We start from the raw sequence: 23,778 nt of genomic DNA, 5'->3' as shown, positions 1-23,778 counted from the left end.
TTAACTCATCGAAGCCCACATCATCAGCGCGATCACCTGAATAATCGCCGGAATTGCCCCAATCCCTAATAATTTACCACCACTCCAGCCATACAGCCCTTCCCACAAACCAGAAGTCAGCAGGAATGACCAAATTGCTGCGCCAATCCAGAGCAAAATTGGCAACAAGGGTACGTTTAATACCAGCAGCAACAATGCGCCCAACATCACCACAATTCGCGGCAATTGGGCGGTTGGGTAAAGGTAGAAGGGGCGGGCCAAGTGCGCATCGCCATCCATATTGCGTTCGCTGAAGCGGGCAACAGCGGCAGCAATTGGGTATTCCAACAAACAGAAGCCAGCAAAAATCAAAACATTGATAATTGAGCCAACGGTTGGATAGTGAACGCCGTTGATATGGCGCTCGACTAAAAGCATTAATGTAGGAATTGCAGCCAGCCAAAGCATTGGCCGACCAAGCGTAAGCATCGTATCGAATTTAATTTTGTTGCTATCTTCGCGGCGCAAAATGTTGGAAACCATGCGATCGATCGCATCGCTAGGTTTAAACATCAAGCGCAACAACCAAGCTGGCGCGTCTTCGGTCAAGATGCCTTCATCTTGCTCGTTTGGCCGTTGGCGGCGCGAAACTTCAAGCACAATTTGCTGCACCAAGGGATCGTAGACGCTCAAGGCTGAGGTTAATAAAACCCCGCGGGCATTCGAGCCATCGAAGAGCAACGACGAAAGATGATGCATCAACTTCAAACTTTGGTTGGTGGTTTGAATCAGCACCACATGGTTTTCTTCCGAGAGGCTAGCAGTTTTGACGGCGATAATTTCTTCCCAGCGCACCAGCAGCCAGCGGTTGAAATAGCGCACCATCAAGCCTTCTTGGCGCGATTCAATATCGGGCAAAATATTGCGCACCACCACCAACATGGGAATTAAAACACCCAGCAACAATACTGCGGCAACGGGCAGCCACCAAACACTTTGATCAAGCGGCAACGGATCGCTGCTAAAAATGCCGCCTAAGCCAAAGCTAAGGCCAATCCATTGGCGCAACATGTCGAGCACGCGTAGCAGCCCAAGGATCGCCATGATTGCCGTGCCACCAACCAGCAAGGTGCTAATGCGTTTGGGATAGGTAGCCATAATGCTGGCGACGCGGCCAGGTTGGGCGGTTAGCCCTGCTTGGGTGGCATATTCCACATAGTCTTTATCGCTCTTGGAGCGGCGGCTGAAAAAGCCAGCTGGGCTGAGCAAGAGTTGAAACAACGGCGAGGAAGCCTTTTCATCAAGCTTAACAACTGGTTGTTTGGTTTGGCGCGCGACCTGTTCAAGCTCGCTGGTGAGCATACGCACCAACGGCAGAAAATCGGAAATGCCCGAGGTAATCAGCACCCCACGGCGCAAGCTAAACCGATAGAGCAAGCTATAAAAGCGATGCCAACTGGTCAAGGCTTTATTGTTGGTTTGCAACAACAGCACAAAGCGTTCGCCTGAGAGATCCTCGGTAACCCGCAAGCCGCTCACTTGCTCCCAACCAACGGGCAACCAACCATTGCCCCATTCAATTAAAATACCACGGCTACTCGTACGAATTGTGGGGAAGAAATTACGAACAAAGACAACCACGAGCAAGGTTAAGCCCAACCAACCAAACGAGGGCGCAAGGTCGAGCAAGTCGCGGATGCGGGGCCGCGATTGGCCAGTTTGGTTGAACCAGTTAACGAGTGGTTCGTAAAAGGTATCGCGAGCAATAAAGGCAGCGTTGATGTTGCGGCTATCCCAGAGATACTGCAAAACGGCACGTCCCCAGCGCACCACAGCAACGACGACGAGGACGGTACAAAGCACCTCAAAAATCCATTTAAACCGACGAGGGTAACGGTGCACCTGTTCGGGTGTGGCGAAGGCCATGGGCAGTCCTCCAGTTAACAAACCGCGCGTTAGCGGAACTGTCTCAGGAATTTGTCAGCTTCTCACGCTTCTCTCGCGCTACGGTGGGTCTGCAAGATCGAGTATGATGATTAACATAGAATCGCGCACGATAATAGCACAAGATCGTGGTGCTGATCGCAAAGATAAGGAGTACTGTAGGCATGATTCGACGTTGGATTCGTGGACTGTGGGGTTTGACGGTTTGTGGAGTGTTGCTTAGCTGCGGTCAAGGTACTGCTACTGAAGCGCCCCAAACTCAAGCTCCAACAGCAACCACAACTGTTGCTGCTAGCCCAACCACTGCCGCCTCGCCAACGACGGCTGCTTCGCCAACGCTCGCCGCAACAGCAACCCCCGCTGCCTCGCCAACCCCTGCTGGCTTGAACGATGCGGATCTCGCTAAATATGCGCCCAACGAGATTGGCTGGGTGTTGGTCTTAGAATATCACTTAATTGAATCTCCCGATGCAGAGTATAGCCGCTCGCCTGAGAAGCTGCGCGAGGATTTAGAGTGGTTGTATGCCAATAATTTCTACCCAATGACCTTGCGCGATTTGGTGACAAATAATATCACTGTACCATTGGGCAAATCGCCAGTCGTGCTGACCTTCGATGATTCATCAGACGGCCAGTTTCGCTACCTCGAAGATGGCACAATCGACCCAACCTCGGCCATGGGCATTTTGCAGGCCTTTGCCGCCGAACACCCAGATTTTCCAGCGATTGGCGTGTTCTTCCCGTTGATCGATGTTGATGTCAAGGAACGAGTGTTGTTTGGTCAGCCAGAGCTGGCGACCCAAAAGCTGCAAGAAATCGTGGCCTTGGGCGGCGAAGTTGGCACGCATACCTACACCCACCAACGCCTCGACGAAGCAGATGAAGAACAGATCCAATGGCAATTGGCTTTCTCAATCAAAGAGCTTGAAGAGCGCATCGGCGATGGCTATAAAGTCACCAGCCTGAGCTATCCTTTGGGTATGTTCCCAGCCAACGAGGGCTTAGTCCGTGAAGGCGAATCGGAAGGCGAAAGCTACACCTTGAGCGCCGCCGTCGATGTAACTGGTGGAGCCAGCCCTTCGCCCTACTCGCAAACCTTCGATCCCTACCACATTCGGCGCACCCAAGCTGTCGATTCGCAATTGGAATATTGGTACCAGCTGTTTGAAGAACGGCCTGACCTTAAATTTATTTCCGATGGCGATCCCGATACCATTACCGTGCCCAGCGAAGAAACCCTTGGTGAAGAGCAACAAGGCCGCTTGCAGCCAGATCTCGAAGTTCGACGCTACGAACGCAAGTAACGTGAGGGTTTAGGGGCTAGGGATTGGGAACGTATGCCCTCACCCCAACCCCTCTCCCGTGGCGCGGGCGAGGGGCTTTCACGCTGTGGTTATCCTCCAATTCTTTGGTGAAAAACGGTCGGCTCCCCCTCGCCCGCGTCCAGTGGGAGAGGGGGCTGGGGGTGAGGGAACGCGCCACACCACCATCAATGAACCCCAATCTACTATGCTATCGTTAGTACAAATCGTTGATCTATCCGTGGTAGACTAAAACGCAATGCTATCACGAAGGTGAAATATGACCGAAGAACAAAATGAACGCGATATTGAAGCAGCAATCATCGAAATTGGCGACCATGATCGCCCAATCGTGCTGAGCGAACTCAAAGTTTTTAACGACCTTGACCAAGATGAAGCTGATACTTTTGAATTTGAATGGACCAGGATCGAGCCAAGCCATCGCCGCAACTTGGCCCAAGCCATGCAAGAAGTCGCCGAAGCCAGCCTAGAGCTTGATTTTCGCGCAGTGTTTAGCATTTTGCTCGCCGACCAAGATCCAGCGATTCGGATTGCCGCTGTCAAAGGCATGGCCGAGGATACCCGCCGCTCTAGTTTGCGTCGCCTCAGCGAATTGTTGGTTAACGATGCTGACGATGGCGTGCGAGCCAATGCAGCCATTACGCTTGGCGCATGGGCCTTGCGAGCTGGCGAAGGCAGCTTGGATCAGCGCACCAGCAACGAGTTATCACAGCAACTCTGGGCCGCTTACGACAACCAGCAAACATCGACCTTGGTACGCCAACGGCTCTTGGAAACCTTAGGCTATTTGGCCGATAGCGATCCACGAGTCAATCAAGAAATTGGCGCTGCCTACCAACGCTTTGATGATGGTTGGCAAGCTGCTGCGCTCTGCGCCATGGGCCGCACTGGCTTGCATGAATGGTTGCCAACCATTACCAACAGTTTGCGTTCGAATGAGCCATTATTGCGCTTCGAGGCTGTGCGAGCAGCAGGCGAGCTTGGCGATTTGGCCGAATCGATCGTTAATCACGTGGCCCGTGCTACCGCCGATGGCGACATCGAAGTTGCTACTACCGCCATGTGGGCGCTTGGCCAAATTGGTGGTACAGCCGCCCGCCGCTTTCTTGAACAACTGATCAAAGAAGTCGATGGCGCACGCCGCGAAGCAGCAGTCGAAGCACTCAAAGAACTCCAATTCTTCGACGACCCCATGCAATCGTTGCCAATCGACGACGACGATGAGGACGAAGACGATTATTGGTATGGCGACGACGACGAAGAATAGCAAATTAAGAATGAAGGATGAGGGATGAAGGATGAATTGGGATCGGGGGTTGGGCTAAGGTTTAGGCTGCTTAATCACGAAGAGCACGAAGCTTGGGCGAGCCTATTACCGATCCCCAACAACCGATCCCCAATCCCCATCTAGTAACAAGGAGCCGAACATATCCATAAGGCAGCTATGCTCTATGTTCTATGTTCTCTGTTCTTATGTATCAACACATTTGTTTATCGCCCCATTTCGATGATGCGGCGCTCTCGCTTGGCGGCGCGCTGGCTGGTTGGCATGCTGCTGGCGAGCGTTGTTTGATCGTTACGATTTGCAGTGCGCCACCAAGCGGCGAACTCAACAGTTTTGCTGCCTATTTGCACGAACGTTGGGGCGCAGCCAGCGATCCCATCGCCATTCGGCGGGCCGAAGATCAAGCTGCAGCCGATCGGCTCGGAGCCGATTTGCTCTTTCTTGAGCAGCACGATGCGATTTATCGCCACGCTGCTTATGATTCTGTCGAGGCGATTTTTGGCACGCCCATTCCTAACGATTTGCTGTGGGCCAGCTTAACCAGCCAACTGCAAGCGCTGGCCAAGCAATATCCTGCAGCTCAGTGGTATGCACCCTTGGCGGTTGGCAATCACGTCGATCATCAAATTACCCATGGCGTGGCAGCAAAGGTGCTCTCAAACCTGCGTTGGTATGAAGATTTGCCCTATTCTGCCCGCAACAATGCCCGCGAGCAACGCTTGGCCCAAGTTCAACCAACGCTTGATCAGCTGATTCAAATCGACCAAACTTTAGCCACCAAACTTGCTGCGGTTGCCGATTATGCCAGCCAAATGGTTGAGTTATTTGGCACAGTCGAAGCGATGCAGCAAGAGCTAGGCGATTATGCAGCCAGCGTGGCCGAACACGGTTTTGCTGAGCGGTTATGGCGAGGAGGCCAAGCGTGAGTTTTGCGCTACGCGAGCTTGATGCAGCGCAGTGGTCGGCGGATCTAGCAACGCAGCCCACAGCCCATCTCTTACAACAGGCAGAATGGGGCCAGCTCAAAGCCCAATTTGGCTGGCAACCCCAACGCATCGCCATCTACAACCAACATGGGTTTTGCGCCGGAGCACAAATTCTGTGGCGCTCACAATATGGCTTGCGGGTGGCCTATGTGCCGCGTGGCCCAATTTGGTCAGCTGATCAAGCAGCCAATCGCTTGTTGTTGCAAAGTTTGGAGCGCTTGGCCCGCAAGCGTTGGGCAGCATTTTTGCGCCTAGAGCCAAATGTGCTTGATGCTGGAACGCCTGCAGAACTGCACTCTGAGCTGTTGTTGGCGGGCTACGAGCCAAGCAGCAGTATGCAGCCAAGCGCCTCGATTCACCTTCAGCTTGAGCCTGAGTTGGCAACCTTGCAAGCACAAGCAAGCAAAGGCCATCGCGCCGATGTGCGCCGCGCCGAGCGCCAAGGCGTGACGATTCGGGTTAGCACAACTGAGGCCGATCTCGACCAGTTTTATGCGATTATGCAAGCCACCAGCCAACGCGCTAATTTTGGCATTCATAGCCGCGAGTATTACGCTCAAGCATGGCGCTTGTTTGGCGGTGATCAAGCAGATGGCGCAGCCCGTTTGCTGATTGCTGAACGCGAAGGTCGGGTGATTGGCAGCTTTTTGGTGTTTGCTCAAGGCGCTGAAGCCCAATATATGTATAGCGGCACCAACGAAGAAGGCCTGAAATTTGCCGCTAGCCATGCCTTGCAATGGGCCGCAATTAGCTGGGCCAAACAACGGGGCTGCACGCTCTACGATTTTTGGGGCATTCCCGAAGCATTCTTAGCGCTTGAAACCACCAGCGACCCTGCTGAACGCGAACGTTTAGAACAAGCGGCACAAGCAACGGGCATGGCCGGGGTCTATCGCTTCAAAAAAGGCTGGGGCGGCCAACCAGTCCGCTATCTGCCAGCTTATGATCGTGTTTTCTTGCGTCCGGCGTATTGGCTTTGGCAGCGCCGCCGTTCTGAATAGGAATAATTGATGAAATCGTTGGCTGAACTTTTATTGCATGTTTCGCATCAAGCTGCTGGTGATCACAGCACAAGCATTAGCAACGTGGCCTATGATTCACGCAAGGTTACGCCAGGCGCGCTGTTTGTGGCAATCAACGGCGTACACGTCGATGGCCATCGTTATATTGCGGCGGCCTTGGAGCAAGGCGCGGTGGCGGTGGTCTATGATGATCCCAATCAAGCGCCACCAGCCAGCATTCCCTCGGCCTTGGTTGCCGATGCCAAAGTTGCGCTCTCGCCGATTGCCGCCGCATTCTACGATTACCCCGCCAATCAATTAGAAGTAATTGGCATTACTGGCTCGAAGGGCAAGACCACGACGACCTTTTTAACTGCGGCAGCCTTGGAAGCCAGCGGCGAGTTGGTTGGCTTTATGAGCACCGTCGATTTTAAAATTGGCCCACGCCAATGGGCCAACAAAACCCGCCAATCAACCCCCGAAGCTTTGGAAATTCAGGCTATGCTACGCGAAATGGTCACTGCTGGCTGTCGCTATGCAGTGGTGGAAAGCACCTCGCATGGCTTATCACAGCGTTGGAATCGACTTGGCGATTGTGCCTATGATGTGGCATTAATTACCAACGTAACCCACGAACACCTCGATTACCATGGCACGGTCGAGCAATATCGCGCCGATAAAGCCCAATTATTTCATTTGCTGAGCACCAGCCCCAGCCAAAAATCAATTCTTGGCCAAAACACAACCGTCGAAAAAGTGGCAATCGTCAATGCAGATGATCCGCATGCTGAGCAATATCAGCTGGCAGCAGGCAGCCAAGTGCGCCAACTGAGCTATGCGATTCATGCTGAGGCCGATTTACGCGCAACCGAAATTGTCTCAACCAGCAAGGGCCTGCGCTTCACGGCGCTAACGCCCCAAGGCACGTTCGAGCTGAATTTGCAATTAGTTGGCACGTTTTATGTCTACAATGTACTAGCGGCGCTGAGCGTGTGTGTGGCTCGCGGAGTCGATTTAGCGGCAGCAATTCAGCGGCTCGAAGCGATTGCTGGCATCAACGGGCGCATGGAGCAAGTTGAGCTTGGCCAGCCATTTAGCGTGCTGGTCGATTATGCCCACAATCCCGATTCATTTGAGCAAGTGATGAGCATGCTGCGCCCATTGACCCAAGGCAATTTGATTGCGGTCTTTGGTTCAGCAGGCGAGCGTGATCGCGCCAAGCGTCCGATTCAAGGCCAAATTGCCGCCAAATGGTGCGATTTGCTCTACCTGACCGATGAAGATCCGCGCGCCGAGGATTCGATGCAGATTTTGCAGGAAATTGCGGCGGGAGCACAAGCTGAGGGCAAAATTATCGATCATAATTGCTGGCTAATTCCTGATCGCCGCACAGCGATTGAGCAAGCGCTGGCCACGGCCAAAGCTGGCGATGTGGTGCTTTTGCTCGGTAAAGGCCACGAAGGCAATATCATTTACGCCAGCGGCGACATCGATTGGAACGAGCATCACGAGGCTGAACGGGCCTTGCAAGGCTTGGGCTATACCAAACGATAAATCCGTTTAAGCCGATCAAGCTCGGTATGGGTCACTTGGGTCAGGAAGGGCTTGAGATCATGAACTGGCAGGAGTGCCTGATAGCCACGGCGCAAAAAGCGATGCAATTCGCCCATGCCCATCAGTTTGGCAAAAGTTTTGGTATTGTTGAGCGCCGTGCCAAGCAGGCTAATCCGCGATAAGCGATGGACACGCCGCAGCGATTCGTTGATCAACTCGATTTGGCGTACCCGTGGCTCAAAGCTATTCACCCGATAATAGGCCTCTTCGTATTGAGCTTCGGTAAATGGCAAGGCTACGCCGTTGTGCTCAAGCCAATCGGCAACCTGCTGATCGAGCCGAACCGTGAGATTGAGCAAATCGAGCGTTACCTCAATATCTTCAATACTCAAGCCCGGAGCCAAGTGAATAAATTGGTGTAAACGCCGGGCTTGGGTATCGCGGGCATGAAAATCATACGGCCCATACATATCTTCAAGAAAAAACTGGGCTAAACCATGGTATTGCTGCTCGGCGAGGAGATGTTTGTAATCGCGTTCTAAGCGTTTGGCCTGAAAAATTTGGAGATAGTTGTAATACTTGGCTGATGGCATAAGGCGAAGCACCGTTGCTTGAATTCTGTCATAGCAACCATTGTAGCACGCTGTGTCATCGCATAGAAATGGATTTAACGCAGAGGGCGGATGGCTTTTGGCTAGCTGTAATGGTACATCAGGTTAACCACCACGTGATCCCCTCACCCCAATCCCTCTCCCGTGGCGCGGGTGAGGGGCTTTAATCCCGTGGTTTTGCCACAATGTGCCGGTGAACAATGGGTGCTCCCCTCGCCCGCGTTCAGTGGGAGAGGGGCTGGGGGTGAGGGCATGTTCTTGGTTGTCAATCCCATAGCCAATAGCCAAAAGTCACTAGCCTTTTCCCTTCTGCCTTTATTGACTGCGCCGCCAGCCAATTAATGCGCCAACCCCAGCCAAGACTGCGATGCCAACCAAAACCCAAGGCAAAACGCTTGCTTGCTCGGTTGCTTGAGGCTGATCAACCTGGAGCACAGGCTCTGGGGTTGCGGTTGGCATGCTCGGTGGTGCTTTTGGCTCGGCAGTTTGATCGACTGGCAACACAGTGACCGTAGGGCCGCCTGCCAAACTATAATTCGTCAGGGTGCTGATCAAATCAGCCAGTGGTTGGCGGATTTCTTGGTTTTGCTCGAAGTAGCGTACCTGATCCTCATCAACATCGAGTGAGCCAGCATTGCCAAAACTAATTGGTTGCCAAACCGCAGGGCCATCGAATTGATTTGGGCCAAGAAACAAAACCCATGTGCTGCCTTCTGCAAAGCGATTGCCAAGCCCTAAAATAGGCTTACACATTGCGTCATAATCGATTGTATGATCGAGGACGCTGAATGGCTCGCTGGCAATATTGCCTTTGATCAATGTATCGACCATGAATAAGGCATGATTACCTTCGCTTTGCGTGACCGTCGCCACCACAATCAGATCGGCTTGTTGGGCTAGACCATCAAGGGTTGGCACGGCCAGCGAGCAGGCAGCAACTGGAGTTGCAGACCACAAAACGACGACCAAACCAAGCAAACATCCCCATATCCAACGCATCCTAGCCTCCTTACAATCAACGACTCCCACAAAAAGCGCTTATTGTTGCGCTTTGCGGCTGCGTTGCCAGCCAATCAAGGCTCCGATTGCAGCAACGACGGCAACACCAACCAGCAGCCATGGCAACCAACTTGGGGCGCTACTGGGATTGGTTGCAGCTGGAGCAGCAGCAACAGGCGCAGCAGGGTTGGCATTGGTATTTGGCAATGGTTCGACCAAGGCTGGGTCTGGGGTTGGCATAATTGCTGGCTCGACCGCAGGATTGCCAATCATCGGCTCACCCAACTGATTAGGATTAAGCCCGCTGAAGTTGGTCAAGGTTGCGACCATATCAGGCAATGCCATTTGCTGGGGAGCGCCTTGCTCGGTATAGCTTACTTGATCTTGTTCAACTTTCAATGCACCATAATCGCCAAAGCTGGCGGTTTGCCAAGTAATATCGGGGTCGAGCGTGGTTGGCACAAGGAACAAAACCCAGCGGCTGCCTTCAATAAACCGATTGCCATCGCCTAAGTTTGGCTGACAATCAGGGCCGTTGTGAATCTGATGGTTGAGCACATCGAGATCATTTTGCGGCATGCTGCCTTTGATTGGCGTTTCAACGCTAAACGTTGCTTGGCTGCCTTCAACCTTAGTAACAGTTGCGACAACCACCAGCTCAGCTTGTTGGGTCACGCTATCAATCGTTGGTTCCATCATTTTACAGGCGGCAACTGGCGAAACGTGCCAAAGCGCGACACAAACTGCCACAAGGCCTAAAATTCGGCGCATTACGAAACTCCATCTTGCTACAATAGAAGTAAGGATTAGATTAAAGGCATAACGTTTGCTGGCCCTGAGAAGTTCCCAGCCTGCGCTCAACGCTAGGCGAGATCGAGGCAAATGCCACTGTGGATAGTTGGTCGCAAGCGTTGCGGCATGTGGTATCATTGATTACAGACGAATCAGCGCAGTGCTACTTTTGGAGGCAACCCGTGGCGGCGTTTCATGGCTTCTCAACTGAGAATCTCGTGCCGCTACCGGCAGAATTCTTTAGCGATGTTCTACCTTCGATCAGCAATTTGGCTGAGCTTAAAGTAACCCTGCACATCTTTTGGTTGGTAAGCCAGCAGCGCGGGCGGGCCAAACGGGTTTCATGGGATGCGTTATGCAGTGATCCTGTGTTGGCCCAAGCGTTACGCAGTGTTTCGCAATTGCGCCCAACCAGCGATGTTTTAGAAGAAGCCTTGGGCTTGGCAGTTGAACGCAGCACACTGCTGCACTTAATCAGCACAGAGCCTGGCCGCGTGGTTAGTTGGTATTTGGTCAACACCCAAGCCAACCGCCATTGGGTCGAGCGCCAAGCAGGTCAACGGGTGCTGGCCCCAGAAGCCAGCCCTGCCGCTCAACCAACCATTTTTGGCCTATACGAAAAAAATATTGGCCTGCTCACGCCATTGCTAATTGAGCAATTGCACGAGGCCAGCGCCAAATATCCCGCTGAATGGCTCGCAGAAGCCATCGCCAAAGCGGTTGAAGCCAATGTGCGCAATTGGCGCTACATTCGGCGCATACTAGAACGGTGGGAAACCGATGGAAAAGAATCTACGTCGCATCGATCCGAGCAGCTTTTCGATCTCAGCAAATATACCACGGGCAAATATGCCGCCCTCTTCGGAAGAAGCGGCGACTCCGATGGAGGAGACTTGTCCGATTTGTAAGGGTGCTGGCTATTTCTGCATGGATGTGCCGATTAGCGACCCAAACTTTGGACTATTAAACACGTGCCAATGTAAACAAGCAGAAAAAGAAGTTCGCCAACGTGATAAACTATGGCAACAAAGTAATTTGCAGGCCTTTGAAAGCAAAACCTTTGAGACCTTTAACGCGCATATCGTTGGGGTTAACGAATCCTTTGCACGAGCCAAGGCCTTTGCTCAAGCACCGAAAGGTTGGTTGCTTTTAGTTGGAGGGTATGGCTGTGGCAAAACCCATCTTGCAGCCGCCATCGCCAACGAAGCAGTGCGCCGCGAGTATCATACGATCTTTATGGTCGTGCCCGATTTGCTCGATTACCTGCGCTCGACCTTTGGTCCAAGCTCTGAAGTGGCTTATGACGAGCGTTTTGAGAAAATTCGCAATATTAAGCTTTTGGTCCTTGATGATTTGGGTGCAGAAAGTTCAACTGCGTGGGCGCGCGAAAAATTGTTCCAAATTATCAATCACCGTTATAATAATCACTTACCAACGGTTTTTACAACGAATGTCGATTTAGATAAGCTTGATCCACGGATTGCCTCTCGTTTATTAGATGTGGAACTCTGTAGACAAACCGTAATCCAAGCGAAAGACTATCGACAAACAACACGTAACAATAACATTCGATACAAGTAAGATCGCCAACGGGCCGAGTGTGCAACGTTATTCCAGGCAACTGGCTGTAACGCCAACACTCATCCAACGAAGTTCTTCATCCTTGTGTCTGTGGGGGTTCGGATGGCAGGGAACCAAGCAATTTTTGACCGTGCGTTAGAACAATATCAGCTTGCATCACGTGCTGGCGATTGGAACAAGGCCTTAACTGAAGCCGCTCGCGCCATGACCGAATTTCCAACTCACGAGCAGGCACGGATTGCTGTCGCCACAGCCTTGTTTCATACCAATAAGTTGCCACAATCGTTGCAATTGTGGCAGGAATTGCTCAAACGCAATCCTGATAATCCAATTTTCACCGAATATATCGCCAAGATTTATCGCGCCCAAGGCGACACCGATCAAGCGATTGATCTGTTTATGCAGTTGGCCGAACGCTTGATCGACCAAAAATTGCCGCTCAAGGCCGTACGCGCCTACCGCGATATTTTGGATATTCACCCCAGCCACGAAGAGGCACGGGTGCGTTTGGCCATGGTGCTGGCTGAATCAGGCGATAAACCTGGCGCGATTCGCGAATATTTGAACTTGGGCCAGCAGTTTTACGATGCTGAGCAATACGATGCCGCCGATGAAGCTGCGGTCGAAGCACTCAACGTCGACCCTGCCAGCCTCTCTGCCCAAGAATTCAAGAAAAAAGTCGATCTGGCGCGCCAAGCATTAATTACCGCAGCAACCGGCGATCAATTGCCCGACCAAGGCCGCTTGCAAACCAAAGAGCAAATCGAACGCGCAGTCAACGAGGCGATTGAATACCAAAATAATGGCTTGTTGGAGCAAGCAGCCCAAATGTATGAACGGGTGGTCGAAGTGCTGCCCGAACGCGCCGACATGCAATATAGCTTGGGCTTGATCTACGATGAGCTTGAGCGCCACCAAGATGCCTTGCGCGTGCTCGACATTGCCAGCCACAACGATGAATATGCGCTCTCGGCCCACTTCGCGATTGGCACAATCTACCAAAAAATTGGCCAAATGGAACGCGCCGCCCAAGAGTTCGAGCAAGCGATTCGCTACGTCGATTTGCAATCAATTGGCAAAGAAGAAGCCACCGATTTGATCGATATGTACGAAGCGACCTCGGCTATTTATCTTGAGCTTGGCGACGTAGCACGGGCCGCCTCGTTGTATTCAACCTTGGCGGGCTTTTTGCAGGGCAAGCGTTGGGGCACAGAACAGGCAGCCCAATACAATACCAAAGCCAAAGAGCTAACCGACCGCAGCATGATGTCGAAATTGCGCATGCTTGGTACGGGCATTTTGAACGCGCCACCCCCAGAAGAGGCTGTGCCCGAGCCACAGACCGAAACTTGGGGCAAGATGCCGTCAATCACCGATTTTCTTAGCCCCAAAAGCCGCGTCGAAGCCAACCCGATGGATGATATGGCTAGCCTTGAGGCCTTGATTAACAGCAATACCAACCATCTAGCTCAGTCGCCGCAAACCTTGCTAACCGACATCGACCCGCTTGATGTCTTGGCCGCCAATTTGCCCCCAGTCAGCGAAGTGCATTTTGCGCCGCTTACCCCAATCGATACTGAAGGTCGCAGCGAGCGGATTCAGCGCTTGGTCGAGGCCAGCGAATCGTTTACCGAGCAAAATTTCTTGTATGCTGCGCTCGATGCCTGCCACGAAATTATTCGCTACGATCTTGAGTTTTATGCCATTCACCTGCGCATGGCCGAAATTCTCGAACGCTTCGGGCGCATGGATCAAGCCTTATCAAAGCTCAATTTGTTGATCGAAACCTACAAAGCACGCGGCGAAACGCACAAAGCAATTGGGGTTTATCACAAATTAATTGATCTTTCAGCCGATAGCACGATTATTCGAGCTGAATTGGCCGAAGTGTTGCGCAAGCAAGGCCGCAACGACGAAGCTGCCGAACAATTGGCCTACGTTGCCAACCAACAATTCCGCCAAGGCCAAACCGTCAAGGCGCTTGAGCAGTTCCGCAAGTTGCTCGAATGGGCACCTGATAGCGTCAATTTACGCGCTCAATACGGCCAAGTGCTGCTCAAACTTGAACGCTGGGAAGCAGCTTTGGAAGAGTTCCGGCGCGTCATCGTGCAAAAGCCCGATGATTTGGTGGTGATGGCGCAAGCAAATATTGCCTTGGCGATGATGGGCGAGTTTCCCGATGCAATTTGGGATTCAGTGGCGAGCTTGATGCAAAAGTTGGCCAGCCATCCGCAACAGCTAAACGATGTGCAAGCAGAATATCGCTCGGTCACCTTGATCACCGATCGGGCAATTATTCAGTTTCTCTTGGGCCTGATTCAACAATCGACCAAGCAACATCAATCGGCAATGCACTCGTTCAATCAGGCCTTGGAATTGCTGGAAATTGACGCAGATCCCTTGGTTCCGCCAGTGTTGGTCTATCAAGCGATTGCCGATAGCTATATCGCCGAAGGCAACGCTGCTGGCTCGATTGAGCAGTTGCGCAAAATTGAGGCGATTCTGATTACCGGCACGGTGCCAGCGCTCAGCACCAAGCATGCCTTTGCCCAGCCCTTCAACGAGGGCGAGTTGCAACGCCGCTTGGCCGAAGCCTACGCCGCCAATGAAAACTTCGAAGGCGCGATTCAAGCCTTGCAACGGGTCAAGCAATTGCTGCCCTACGATCGCCAAGCCTATACTAAACTTGCCGACATTTACTTCCGCCAAGGCCGCTTGCCCGAAGCTCTAACGCAGCTTGACGAGTTGGCAAGCTACTACGAAAGCCAAAGCCAGCTTGATCGGGCTTTGGAGATTTTGGCAACAGGCTTGCAGCTCGCACCCAAGAATATCCCAATCAAATCGCGCCATGCCCAAATGCTGATGCGAAGAGGGTATCTTGACGAGGGCTTGGTAGGCTTGAATGAACTGGCCGAATTGCAACGCAAGCAAGGCTTAGTCAAGGATGCTGTTGCCAGTATTCAACAAGTTGCTGATGTGTATTGGACCTTGGGCAAAGTTGATAAGGCTGCCGAAATGTACAATAGAATTGTGCAAATTGCGCCCAACGATACCGAAGCCCGCCAACACTTGGTCAGCTTTAACATTCTCTCGTTGCGCACCAAAGATGCGGTTGTGCAATTGCGCGAAATTGCGCGGCTCTCGATTCAGCAACGCAATTACGAAGAAGCAATTGCTTCATTTCACCAAGTGATTGCGCTTGACCAAAAAGATGCAGATGCCTACGAGCAGCTAGCCGATGTGCTGATGCGCGTGCAAGAGTATGGTCAAGCAGTGCGAACCTACAAACAACTGGCCAAATTGTTGCCCGATGACGAGCGGGTAGAAGCGTTGCAAAGCGCCGCCCAACGTATGCTCGATCAGCAACAGGTTGCCAAGGGCTAAAATTCCCTCACTCACTCCCCAACCACCTCGCCCAATGCACGCGGGCGAGGGGCCGTTTCTTCCTAAAAATTGCAGCAGAACCACCATAGAAAAGCCCCGCTCCTGTGGAGCGGGGTTGAGGTGAGGGGAGCTTACTTTATTGATTAAACCGATATAAGCGTTCGGCAAATTCGACGATCAGATCGTGGCTGACAATCGGTGTGCGCCATTCGGCGGGAATGCCAGCCTCGCCATAGTAGGCTCCGGCGATTTGGCCATAAATTGCGGCAGTGGTATCTGCATCGTGGCCAAGATTGGCTGCCATCAAACAGCCCGCGCGAAACGAATCGCTATGGGCAAAAGCCCACAAAGCAGCTTCAAGCGAACGCACCACATAGCCCGTGCCCTGAATTTCTGGTGGTTGGCGCTGCCAAAATGAGCCAGCGGCAATCTCGGCAATATCTGCTTGCAATGGTTGTTGCTGCCAATAATCGGCAATTGGGCTATAGTGCGGGGCCAGCAACGTAGCCTTATCAACCCCATTCAGTGCGCCAATTAACAAGCCTGCGAAATAGCGACATGCATCAAGCACTGCCAACGCACCATGGGTTGTGCGCGAGCTATCGACCGCCAGCTGCATCGCCTGCTCTGGTTGGCTGGCGTAGGCCAAAACCACCGGAGCCAACCGCATCAACGAGCCATTGCCAGCTGTCGCAGGGTCGGTCGAGCCACTATAGGGTTCGCCAGTACGTTGAAAGCTACTGAGGGCGTTGCCAACCGTAATTCCGCAATCAAAGCACGAGCCAGTGCTGCTCATATAGCCATAATCACGCCAACGGCAATAGCGCTGCATCTGATCAACTGCATCGAAACCTTGGCGTTCAATCAAGCTTGCTGCCAGACATAAAGCCATCGATGTATCGTCTGTCCATGCGCCCAACGGCAAATTAAACGGCCCACCGCCAACCATATCAGTCAAGTGCTTAAACGAGCCTGGTGGGCTAAATTCCACCGTCGTTCCAACTGCATCGCCAACCGCCAACCCCAACAAACAGCCACGATAACGCTCAAGCATAGCTACCTCATCAACGTTGATGGATTCAATTGTAGTGCTGCAACGGCTTCTGTCTATCAGTTCTCGGTTGCAATCTTAGCAGCATTCATGCCAGATTCAAGCGGCTGCAACCAGGCCAAAAGCTGCTGATAGGCCGCTTGATTGGCCAAAATAGCAAAATGATGAGTGCGATACACAATTGCCTGCCGCTCAGCAGGAATTTGTAAATCCAAATCTGGCTGCTGCGCGGCCTGGCCCAAAGCACTAGCAACCGCCACCAAGCCATCGCCACGTAGGCTTGAATACGCGGCTTTTTTGGCCGAGCGCGTCGCTGCCAAGGCATAACAGGCAACATGCGCTGGCAACGCTACCCGATCAGGACGTTGGCTCGGTTGCGCAAAGCGATCAACGGCTGGCTGCTCGTGATCAATAATTGTGCCATAGCGCAAATCGGTAATGCCTGCGCTGCGCAATCGCGCAATTTGGCCAAATAAGGCGCTATAGCGATTGCGCTCAAGCAGGTAGTGCAGCCAAGCGCCATAGCGTTCGACCGCAGAACCATGGTGCGGCGTGGCCAGAAAGATCAGTTTGCCCAGTTTCTGGTGCCAAGTATGCCCCAGCTGTTGGGCATAATAACAAGCACTGCGGGCAACCAAACCACCCATGCTATAGCCAATGATCACTATTTCTGCAACGGGCACAGGCCAATTTGCAACCAGTTGTTCAAGCAATTCGCTTAATTGCTGGCCATTATTGGCAATCGGCAAGCCAGTGTTATAACGCCCATGGATTGGGCTATAACCTAAAGCTGCGGCGGCTGCCAAGCCATGATCATGGCCGTGCTGCTTGAGTTGTTGATCGTGCATACACACGCCATGCAGGTAGAGCAAAATCCGCGCTTGGGGCTGCTCAATAGCTGTATGCATGTCATCAAACTCAAGCACTTTTCCTGCTATCCGCAGGCTCATGCTGGTTTGTAGCGGGTTGTTGCTGGCCACAAGGTAATCGCCCAAAACGCCATTTAACGCTGCAAGCAGGTCATCGCGTTGGCGTGATGAGTCGGTTTGCTTAGCCGCAGCGCCAAATGCAGCCAAAAGTGCCTCAATGCTATCGCCAACCAAGCGCGTAATCGTATGGATTTGGCGATAGACCAAGCCAGGAATCCCGCCAATGCGGCGGGTTGGGCGGCGCATAATCGTGGCAAACAAGCCTTCGCTGATGTTGGTAATTTGGGTTGTCGCCTCGATTGCCAGGCGACTAATGCCTTGGAGATCGCTGCGCTGCAGATGAGCCTTGGGCATAACGCCTCCCCGCCTATGATTAGGCTGTGATGAATAGATATGGAGTAGCAAAAGAGCTAAACTGGGAGCCAATCCAATCAAGCATTACAGGTATTGTATAGCAGATAAGCGAGCGCTGACGGCTTCTATGCTATACTAGGTTAAGCTTCTTCGATCAATGTTGCGACTGTTGCCTATGTTTGGGATGGTGCTGTTTGCCAGCAAGCATATCAGCAATGCAAGCTTCCTCGCTTAATCAACAACTCATGAGTGCTTAAATTGAGCTTCGTGAGCCACAGCCAATTGATTTTTTGCTTCAGCGATACCCCACAATCCTATGAAATGAGGCCAATCAATGCCCCCGAAAACCTATCTCCATAGCCGCAGCCAGCGTTTGGCTGAGAATGCTGCTGCCAACGAGCGGATGCTTGATGAACGCATTGCCCGGGTCGTATCCGCCGCCCATGCTGCCGAATCGGCACGGCTTGCCGAGATTTGCCCAAGTTGCCAGCGTGCCCCATGCCAAACTCCACGGAGTTGTATGATTCGGTTTCGAGCCATCACCCAACATCGGCTGCGCCAAGAAGCTGAAGTAGCCGCACTTCGGCCTGAAAGCCAAGATTTTCTGTACTAAACTATGCTTCAACCATCCTTCCATGATGGCGGCCATTCCTGCCATCATGAAGGATTAGCGGCTACTTCAGCTTAACCTCGCTGCAACACTTCATCAAGCTGGTCAATCAATGCAGGAAGTTCGATGAGCCGATTCGGGCGCACGGTACAGGGGAATTGCAGCGTCATAGTTGTACCGCTATCCACCTCACTGCTCACGCTAATACTTCCCTCATGCTGATGCACTAAATCTTGCACGACGGCCAAGCCAATTCCATCACCAGTCCCAAGTTGGCTCTGAGCATTTTGCGCACGAAAAAAGGGATTGAAAATTTTTGGTAAGGCATTGTCGGGAATGCCAATTCCATAATCTCGCACCGATATTTGGCCATTAGCCAACAGGGTTAGGGTAATTTCGCTATGAATATCGCTATATTTTAGGGCATTCAGCAGCAAATTATGAAAGATCTGCATTAATCGCCCATAATCACCATCAATCCAAACTGCACTCTCTGGCAGGCGTAGCACCAACAAATGTGATGCGCGCATCCCTTGAATCGAGGCTACCACAGCCCGTAATACTGCTCCAAGCTCAAGCGGGCGACGTTGCAGCTGCCCATAATTCGTCGCCATCTGGTTTGTATCAAGCAACGTCTTAACCAAGCGGCTAATATGAATTGCTTGCAAACGCATTGTATTTAACATTTTGCGCTCACGCAGCGGAATCCCACCCCAACTGGCAACCCGCCGCTCAAAAAGCTGAATATAGCCGAGGAGAATCGTCATTGGAGTTTGAATTTCGTGAATCGCTACATCGAGTTGTTGCTCAACTTGTTGGGCGGCGCTCATTGCGGTAGCCAACGCAAATGTCAAGGCCTGAACCTGTTGCTCTGCCAAGCCTTGGGCAACCATGGCACGGGCATAACGAATTGTGCGTTGAAATACACTTGGAGTTAGATCATCGTTTAACACATAATCATGAGCGCCAGTGTGCAACGCATGCAGCGCAATTGGCTCATCAATAGTTTCGGCAAACACAATGACCGGATAAATTGGGGCTTGCTCACGAATCGTTTGAATCCAATTAAGCTCACTGGTTTGGGCTGTCAGCGCCACAATAACGACATCGATCCGTTGGGTAGTCAATATGGTCAGTGCTTGCGGCAATGCGACGGCTACAATAAGTTGATAGCGCACCGCCTGAATTGCACTAATCAGTTCGGCAATCGACCGAGTTGTCACCCCAGTTTGATCAAGCAATAAAATCCGAACATGGTGAAGATCCATAGCGTTCCTGTCTCGTGGCATTGCCAACGATGTGGTTATTGGAACAGTAGCGATCACCAACGCTTGAGATGCGTGCCTAGCAAAGCACAATCAGCAATCTGTTCTAGCTAGTAGTTGGTTTCGGTGGGCAATGCTGATCAATCTCAGGGATTGATACAATACACGTGAATAGCGCTGCGGCTATAGTGGAAAAACTCGGAGTATAGGATAACCAACGATTATCGATTGCGGGGTATGGCCGAGTTAAATCGGAATCAGTGCGTTTTTCCAGTATACCACCGCATAACACGCACCACAAATCTGCGGTTGGTTGGGTTCAACGTTTAGCTAGGTTTAGCAGGGTATGCTGAACGAGATCCAAAGCAGCCTCAACAACGCTTGAATCTCCACCAAAGCCAAGCCGCACATGGTCTTGATAGGCTGAGCCAAAGAATGCTCCAAGCACACAGCCAGTTACGGCAGCTAGCTGCTGGATCTGGGCAATAGGCAGATGGATGCTGGGGAAATAGGTACAACCAGCGTCAGGCAGCGCGCCACGCAGCAATTCGCGCTCAATTAATGGCTGGAGTGCAGCATGCAGCAGTTGGCGATTGGCGGCAACATGGCGTTGAGCCTGTGCTTGATAGGTCGCCAATTCTTCAATCACTGTTGCGGCCACATATTCGGTCAGCGGCGAGCCAATGTTAATCAAATCAAGATAGGCGGGGCGCAATTGGTCGAGCATTGGTGGCGCAGCCATAATCCAGCCACAGCGCAGCATACTTAGCCCATACACCTTCGAAAGGCTATTGATGCTAATCCATTGTTCGCCAAGTTCAGCAACGCTGCCAAATTCAGGCTGCGCCAGCAAATGCCAATAAATTTCATCAACCACGATTGGCAGCGGCGCAAGGCCAAGTGTAGCAGTCGTTTGATTGAGTGTTTGTTGCAAAGCCAACAGTTGGCTTTTAGTGCTTAAGGTACTGCTTGGGTTATGTAAATTACTGATGAGCACAAGCTTGGTGCGTGGCGTAATACTGGTTGCTAGCTGCGCTAATTCAAATTCGAAGCTGTTGGGATGGCGTGGGCAGGCGCTCCAGTTTGCGCCGCGAGCCAAAACACACCGCCGAAATGGCTCGTAGTGCGGAGTTTCGATTAAGGCATGGTCGCCTGGATGCAACAAAGCTTGGCAGACGACCGCCAAGGCACTCGAAGCTCCAGCCACAATTAAAGGAGCGTGGTTGCTTTTATGCCAAGCCTGCAAGGCCTGTTGCAGCCGTGGATGGCCCCAAGGATTGGCCTGTTGGGCAGCCTCGAACCAAGCAGGATCAGCTAATTGCTGTTGAATACATTGGCGCACGCTCGGCAAATATACGCTGCTATTGCTTAATATTGCGCTTGTTGGTTGCTGTTTAGCCCATTCAAGGTAGAGTGCTTGGGACATACTACTTTTTGCTCTGAAGTGTGGTCAAATCTTCAATTGCATCGGCGATGGTGGCATAGGTTTCGGGCAAGGCGGTATGCAAATCAAAATCAACAAACATATGCGCAGTTTTTGGCTGAATCCCTGTCAGAAACACTTTTGCGCCCAACACATAAATTGCTTGCACCAAACGCTGTAAGCCTTGAGCGAAATTTTGGTCAACGCTGGTCACACCAGTAATATCAACTAACACCGTTTGAATACGCTCACGATAAATATGTTCAAGCACGAGCTTTTGAATTTTAGTTAAACGTTCATCGGAAACATAGCCCAAAATCGGAATAACTACCGTATCAGCCAGAATTGGAATTGCTGGAGTTTCCAGTATATCAATCACATCAAGCAATTTTTGCTTTTCAAGGTTATCCTGGTGCAGTTGATCGTTGAGTGCAATTTGATCCATACGGGCTTCTTCTGCATCGCGCGCACGGAGAAACGCTTCGTCTGCACTCTCTTCTAACCGCTTAACTGCCATATTGATGATAATTGCGGTTACAATCAACATACTCAATGCTGCAATAGTATGAACAATGAATGTAATAGTTGCACTATTATCAAATTGATAGGCTGTAAACCATTGATTATAGTCGGCGATTGCTAAGAATATTAAAATAATAACTGATACCACTAAAGGGTAAATTGTATAACGAAAACCTATCAAGAATGCACTAACCATAATCAATATAATTGAAACAAATCCCATAAATGAGGGAAGATTAAACACAACCGCCAAGATTGCGCCTAATAAAATACAACCCATAATGAAAAAAAATGCACCACGTTGTTGATGGCCTTGGCGAATCCAATATAAACTGGTGGCAATAACCGCGACTCCACTGATAGCAACCAACGTCATAATCACATATGGAATAGTACGAGCCTGGGGAAAGGCTAACCCAATCAACATCACAACGCTGACTACACTGGTCGACACGACCATCGTACTAAGAATTTGATTAAGTAGGGTTTGTTGAATTTGGCGATACGATTGACCAATTGTTTTATCTGTTGCCATACATACTCCCAAGACCCTAGCAATGTTGATTGATGCTTGGGGCCTATTATACTCTAGGGCTGGCGGCAATGTATAGTTAGCAATCTGGCAGCTTGATGACAACAGCAGTCAGCGCATAAACCAACATTTATGCGCTGAACGATTTCTTTAGCTACTGCGCTTGCCCGCTCGATAGGCCGACCAGCCGCGCCATGCCAACAGCAAAATCATGTTAAAAATAAAGGTGGTAATTGCAAAGCCAGGCTTGAAATCGTGCTTCCACACCAGCGAGCGCAACACGAGGCCAATTGGCGCAGCCACACACCACGCCAAGGCTGTGCGTTGCAAGGCGGTTTTGGTATGCTCGCTGACCGCTGGCGTGTAAAGTTTCATCAGCGGTGCTGCAATGCCCCAGCCAATCACAAATGGCGCAGCAACATTGATTACCGCATCTGCATTCACACCTTCTTCGTGCGAAAGCCGCCCAATTATCACAAATAAGGCAAAAATCGCCACATCGCCAACAATCAGGCCAATCACGCGGGCTGCATTGTCGGGTGCGGTCGTAAGTTCTTGATTTGTCGTCATGGTCAAATCCTTTGTAAAGCAATTCGCTATGCTGGATTGTAGCATAGCCGCTCACTCCCAGTAAGCTTCCCAATGCTCGGCAAAGGCTTGTTTAAGCAGCGCTTGATAGTGGCGGGTTTTGATTTTGACCATCCAAAGGTCGCTGCCACCAGTGCCACCTTTACAAACTACGCCTTCGGACACACCAAATGTGCCATTGCGCACATCTTCGAAAAATTGGCCAGTTAACTTGCCTTCGTAGACCACACGCGCACTGTTGGCGTGGCCAAAATCGGCGCTAAATTGCTGTGGCCCGACAAAGCCATAGCTTTCGAGCCACACATCAAACAAGCATAATTGCTTGGGGTCGCTGGTTTTGTGCAAGCCTGCAAACGAGTTGGGACCAAAAAATTCAGTAAAAACCCGAATTGCGTTGTAGGCTTGATAATTCGCATGGCTCTGCAAAATTTCGGCTAATGGCTCGGCCAGGGTTGCATGAAACAGGTTTGGCGCTGTTTGAATATGGGCATGAGCTTGGCTAAATTGTGCGATGCCATGGCTGGTTAATTCAAAAGCCTCGCGACGTGTGCCAAAACGATGCCAACCGATCTCGCGATCCCAATCCCAGTGTAAATTGGTGCCATCGTATTTTTCAAAGGCCCAGCAACGGGTCAAGGGTGCGTTGCGGCTATCAGGCATTTTGGGGTAGTAGAGCATGATCATTCCTCATCTTCAGATCATGCTCGGTCGTTTTAGGGCACAATCTGGGGCAAATCGCCATTAATTAAATGGATTTTCCAGCTTATTTCGGCTTTTGTGCTTGGTAAATATTGATGATTGACCCGCACTTGCTGAACCACAACCTTATCTACAAGCTGGCGTTGTTGGCCGAATTGATCGGTTATTGTGCTGGTCATGACCGCTGTTTTATAAAATTGATTAGCTGTATCGTGAAAAGCCACAGCTTGCAGCTCAACCGTGTGATTGGCATAGATCGCCGTAGCCTGCTGCAATTGGCTGCGTTGTTGCTCAATCTCATCAACAAACACTTCCTCTTCACTCAAAGTTGCTGGTTGTTGCATATAGTGTACATAAGCTTCAATTG

21 protein-coding genes are annotated in these 23,778 nt (G+C 51.4%); 9 read left to right on the top strand and 12 right to left on the bottom strand.

Annotated elements, in window-relative coordinates; translation table 11 throughout:
- Positions 1-1,842, bottom strand: a complete 1,842-nt coding sequence (locus tag C5S61_RS09625; protein ID WP_124033415.1) for a hypothetical protein — start codon at positions 1,840-1,842, stop codon at positions 1-3.
- 245 nt (positions 1,843-2,087) lie between these two features.
- Between C5S61_RS09625 and C5S61_RS09620 the strand changes: the two genes are divergently transcribed.
- From C5S61_RS09620 to C5S61_RS09600, 5 genes are all read left to right on the top strand, one after another.
- The gene (locus C5S61_RS09620; protein ID WP_110514844.1) at positions 2,088-3,227 is read left to right on the top strand and encodes a polysaccharide deacetylase family protein; all 1,140 of its coding nucleotides are present in this window, start codon (positions 2,088-2,090) and stop codon (positions 3,225-3,227) included.
- 277 nt (positions 3,228-3,504) lie between these two features.
- A complete protein-coding gene (locus C5S61_RS09615) occupies positions 3,505-4,512 on the top strand; it encodes a HEAT repeat domain-containing protein (RefSeq protein ID WP_110514843.1) in 1,008 nt (335 codons plus the stop codon).
- A gap of 206 nt (positions 4,513-4,718) precedes the next feature.
- Complete coding sequence (locus C5S61_RS09610; RefSeq protein ID WP_164689320.1) at positions 4,719-5,456, top strand: PIG-L deacetylase family protein; 738 nt, start codon at positions 4,719-4,721, stop codon at positions 5,454-5,456.
- Positions 5,453-6,517 carry a lipid II:glycine glycyltransferase FemX gene (locus C5S61_RS09605; protein ID WP_205701380.1) on the top strand — a complete coding sequence of 355 codons (1,065 nt, stop codon included), beginning with the start codon at positions 5,453-5,455 and terminating at the stop codon, positions 6,515-6,517. Before C5S61_RS09610 ends, C5S61_RS09605 begins: the two co-directional genes overlap by 4 nt.
- A gap of 9 nt (positions 6,518-6,526) precedes the next feature.
- Complete coding sequence (locus C5S61_RS09600; protein ID WP_110514840.1) at positions 6,527-8,071, top strand: UDP-N-acetylmuramoyl-L-alanyl-D-glutamate--2,6-diaminopimelate ligase; 1,545 nt, start codon at positions 6,527-6,529, stop codon at positions 8,069-8,071.
- On the opposite strand, the gene C5S61_RS09595 is transcribed toward C5S61_RS09600, so the two are convergent.
- From C5S61_RS09595 to C5S61_RS09585, 3 genes are all read right to left on the bottom strand, one after another.
- Positions 8,056-8,664, bottom strand: coding sequence for an FFLEELY motif protein (locus C5S61_RS09595; RefSeq protein WP_110514839.1), 609 nt, complete (start codon positions 8,662-8,664; stop codon positions 8,056-8,058). The two genes, C5S61_RS09600 and C5S61_RS09595, sit on opposite strands and share 16 nt — an antisense overlap.
- Positions 8,665-8,997: 333 nt before the next feature.
- A complete protein-coding gene (locus tag C5S61_RS09590; protein ID WP_110514838.1) occupies positions 8,998-9,681 on the bottom strand; it encodes a hypothetical protein in 684 nt (227 codons plus the stop codon).
- 39 nt (positions 9,682-9,720) lie between these two features.
- Positions 9,721-10,452, bottom strand: coding sequence for a YdgA family protein (locus C5S61_RS09585; protein WP_110514837.1), 732 nt, complete (start codon positions 10,450-10,452; stop codon positions 9,721-9,723).
- A 203-nt stretch (positions 10,453-10,655) separates the two neighbouring features.
- On the opposite strand from C5S61_RS09585, the gene C5S61_RS27245 reads away from it, so the two are divergent.
- The 3 genes from C5S61_RS27245 (at position 10,656) to C5S61_RS09570 (ending at position 15,438) form a co-directional block, all read left to right on the top strand.
- On the top strand, positions 10,656-11,381 hold the full coding sequence (locus tag C5S61_RS27245; protein WP_164689319.1) for a DnaD domain-containing protein: 726 nt from the start codon (positions 10,656-10,658) through the stop codon (positions 11,379-11,381).
- 19 nt (positions 11,382-11,400) lie between these two features.
- A complete protein-coding gene (locus tag C5S61_RS09575) occupies positions 11,401-12,054 on the top strand; it encodes an ATP-binding protein (RefSeq protein WP_240614486.1) in 654 nt (217 codons plus the stop codon).
- Between the two features lie 102 nt (positions 12,055-12,156).
- On the top strand, positions 12,157-15,438 hold the full coding sequence (locus C5S61_RS09570; protein ID WP_110514835.1) for a tetratricopeptide repeat protein: 3,282 nt from the start codon (positions 12,157-12,159) through the stop codon (positions 15,436-15,438).
- Between the two features lie 136 nt (positions 15,439-15,574).
- Here the strand turns inward: C5S61_RS09570 and C5S61_RS09565 are convergent, their stop codons facing one another.
- Together C5S61_RS09565 and C5S61_RS09560 are read right to left on the bottom strand one after the other, a co-directional pair.
- Entirely contained in the window at positions 15,575-16,492 is a 918-nt protein-coding gene (locus C5S61_RS09565) for an ADP-ribosylglycohydrolase family protein (protein ID WP_110514834.1), read from the bottom strand.
- Positions 16,493-16,548: 56 nt separating this feature from the next.
- Positions 16,549-17,772, bottom strand: a complete 1,224-nt coding sequence (locus tag C5S61_RS09560; protein ID WP_110514833.1) for an esterase/lipase family protein — start codon at positions 17,770-17,772, stop codon at positions 16,549-16,551.
- 334 nt (positions 17,773-18,106) lie between these two features.
- Between C5S61_RS09560 and C5S61_RS09555 the strand changes: the two genes are divergently transcribed.
- Positions 18,107-18,385: a hypothetical protein gene (locus C5S61_RS09555; protein ID WP_110514832.1), complete on the top strand. Its 279-nt coding sequence runs from the start codon at positions 18,107-18,109 to the stop codon at positions 18,383-18,385.
- 71 nt (positions 18,386-18,456) lie between these two features.
- Here the strand turns inward: C5S61_RS09555 and C5S61_RS09550 are convergent, their stop codons facing one another.
- The 6 genes from C5S61_RS09550 to C5S61_RS09525 all read right to left on the bottom strand — a co-directional run bounded on the left by C5S61_RS09550 (position 18,457) and on the right by C5S61_RS09525 (position 23,755).
- Positions 18,457-19,650, bottom strand: coding sequence for a hybrid sensor histidine kinase/response regulator (locus C5S61_RS09550; protein WP_110514831.1), 1,194 nt, complete (start codon positions 19,648-19,650; stop codon positions 18,457-18,459).
- Positions 19,651-19,966: 316 nt separating this feature from the next.
- Positions 19,967-21,073 carry a pyridoxal phosphate-dependent aminotransferase gene (locus tag C5S61_RS09545; RefSeq protein WP_110514830.1) on the bottom strand — a complete coding sequence of 369 codons (1,107 nt, stop codon included), beginning with the start codon at positions 21,071-21,073 and terminating at the stop codon, positions 19,967-19,969.
- Between the two features lies 1 nt (position 21,074).
- Positions 21,075-22,127 (bottom strand): STAS domain-containing protein, encoded by a 1,053-nt coding sequence (locus tag C5S61_RS09540; RefSeq protein ID WP_110514829.1) that lies wholly within the window; start codon positions 22,125-22,127, stop codon positions 21,075-21,077.
- Between the two features lie 147 nt (positions 22,128-22,274).
- On the bottom strand, positions 22,275-22,694 hold the full coding sequence (locus tag C5S61_RS09535; RefSeq protein ID WP_164689318.1) for a DUF3054 domain-containing protein: 420 nt from the start codon (positions 22,692-22,694) through the stop codon (positions 22,275-22,277).
- A gap of 51 nt (positions 22,695-22,745) precedes the next feature.
- Entirely contained in the window at positions 22,746-23,390 is a 645-nt protein-coding gene (locus tag C5S61_RS09530) for an RNA ligase family protein (RefSeq protein ID WP_110514827.1), read from the bottom strand.
- A 35-nt stretch (positions 23,391-23,425) separates the two neighbouring features.
- The gene (locus tag C5S61_RS09525) at positions 23,426-23,755 is read right to left on the bottom strand and encodes a hypothetical protein (protein WP_110514826.1); all 330 of its coding nucleotides are present in this window, start codon (positions 23,753-23,755) and stop codon (positions 23,426-23,428) included.
- Positions 23,756-23,778: the final 23 nt, after the last annotated feature.

The sequence above is a fragment of the Herpetosiphon llansteffanensis genome (assembly GCF_003205875.1).
GTDB classification, from domain to species: Bacteria; Chloroflexota; Chloroflexia; order Chloroflexales; family Herpetosiphonaceae; genus Herpetosiphon; species Herpetosiphon llansteffanensis.
This window is presented reverse-complemented; position numbering and strand designations above follow the sequence as displayed.

What these genes read in the sequence shown, in the direction of transcription:
- C5S61_RS09620 (WP_110514844.1), top strand. Translation starts at nt 2,088, where the DNA reads ATGATTCGACGTTGGATTCGTGGACTGTGGGGTTTGACGGTTTGTGGA.
- C5S61_RS09615 (WP_110514843.1), top strand. Translation starts at nt 3,505, where the DNA reads ATGACCGAAGAACAAAATGAACGCGATATTGAAGCAGCAATCATCGAA.
- C5S61_RS09610 (WP_164689320.1), top strand. Translation starts at nt 4,719, where the DNA reads ATGTATCAACACATTTGTTTATCGCCCCATTTCGATGATGCGGCGCTC.
- C5S61_RS09600 (WP_110514840.1), top strand. Translation starts at nt 6,527, where the DNA reads ATGAAATCGTTGGCTGAACTTTTATTGCATGTTTCGCATCAAGCTGCT.
- C5S61_RS09595 (WP_110514839.1), bottom strand. Translation starts at nt 8,664, where the DNA reads ATGCCATCAGCCAAGTATTACAACTATCTCCAAATTTTTCAGGCCAAA.
- C5S61_RS09590 (WP_110514838.1), bottom strand. Translation starts at nt 9,681, where the DNA reads ATGCGTTGGATATGGGGATGTTTGCTTGGTTTGGTCGTCGTTTTGTGG.
- C5S61_RS09585 (WP_110514837.1), bottom strand. Translation starts at nt 10,452, where the DNA reads ATGCGCCGAATTTTAGGCCTTGTGGCAGTTTGTGTCGCGCTTTGGCAC.
- C5S61_RS09575 (WP_240614486.1), top strand. Translation starts at nt 11,401, where the DNA reads ATGGATGTGCCGATTAGCGACCCAAACTTTGGACTATTAAACACGTGC.
- C5S61_RS09570 (WP_110514835.1), top strand. Translation starts at nt 12,157, where the DNA reads ATGGCAGGGAACCAAGCAATTTTTGACCGTGCGTTAGAACAATATCAG.
- C5S61_RS09565 (WP_110514834.1), bottom strand. Translation starts at nt 16,492, where the DNA reads ATGCTTGAGCGTTATCGTGGCTGTTTGTTGGGGTTGGCGGTTGGCGAT.
- C5S61_RS09560 (WP_110514833.1), bottom strand. Translation starts at nt 17,772, where the DNA reads ATGCCCAAGGCTCATCTGCAGCGCAGCGATCTCCAAGGCATTAGTCGC.
- C5S61_RS09555 (WP_110514832.1), top strand. Translation starts at nt 18,107, where the DNA reads ATGCCCCCGAAAACCTATCTCCATAGCCGCAGCCAGCGTTTGGCTGAG.
- C5S61_RS09550 (WP_110514831.1), bottom strand. Translation starts at nt 19,650, where the DNA reads ATGGATCTTCACCATGTTCGGATTTTATTGCTTGATCAAACTGGGGTG.
- C5S61_RS09545 (WP_110514830.1), bottom strand. Translation starts at nt 21,073, where the DNA reads ATGTCCCAAGCACTCTACCTTGAATGGGCTAAACAGCAACCAACAAGC.
- C5S61_RS09540 (WP_110514829.1), bottom strand. Translation starts at nt 22,127, where the DNA reads ATGGCAACAGATAAAACAATTGGTCAATCGTATCGCCAAATTCAACAA.
- C5S61_RS09535 (WP_164689318.1), bottom strand. Translation starts at nt 22,694, where the DNA reads ATGACGACAAATCAAGAACTTACGACCGCACCCGACAATGCAGCCCGC.
- C5S61_RS09530 (WP_110514827.1), bottom strand. Translation starts at nt 23,390, where the DNA reads ATGCTCTACTACCCCAAAATGCCTGATAGCCGCAACGCACCCTTGACC.
- C5S61_RS09525 (WP_110514826.1), bottom strand. Translation starts at nt 23,755, where the DNA reads ATGCAACAACCAGCAACTTTGAGTGAAGAGGAAGTGTTTGTTGATGAG.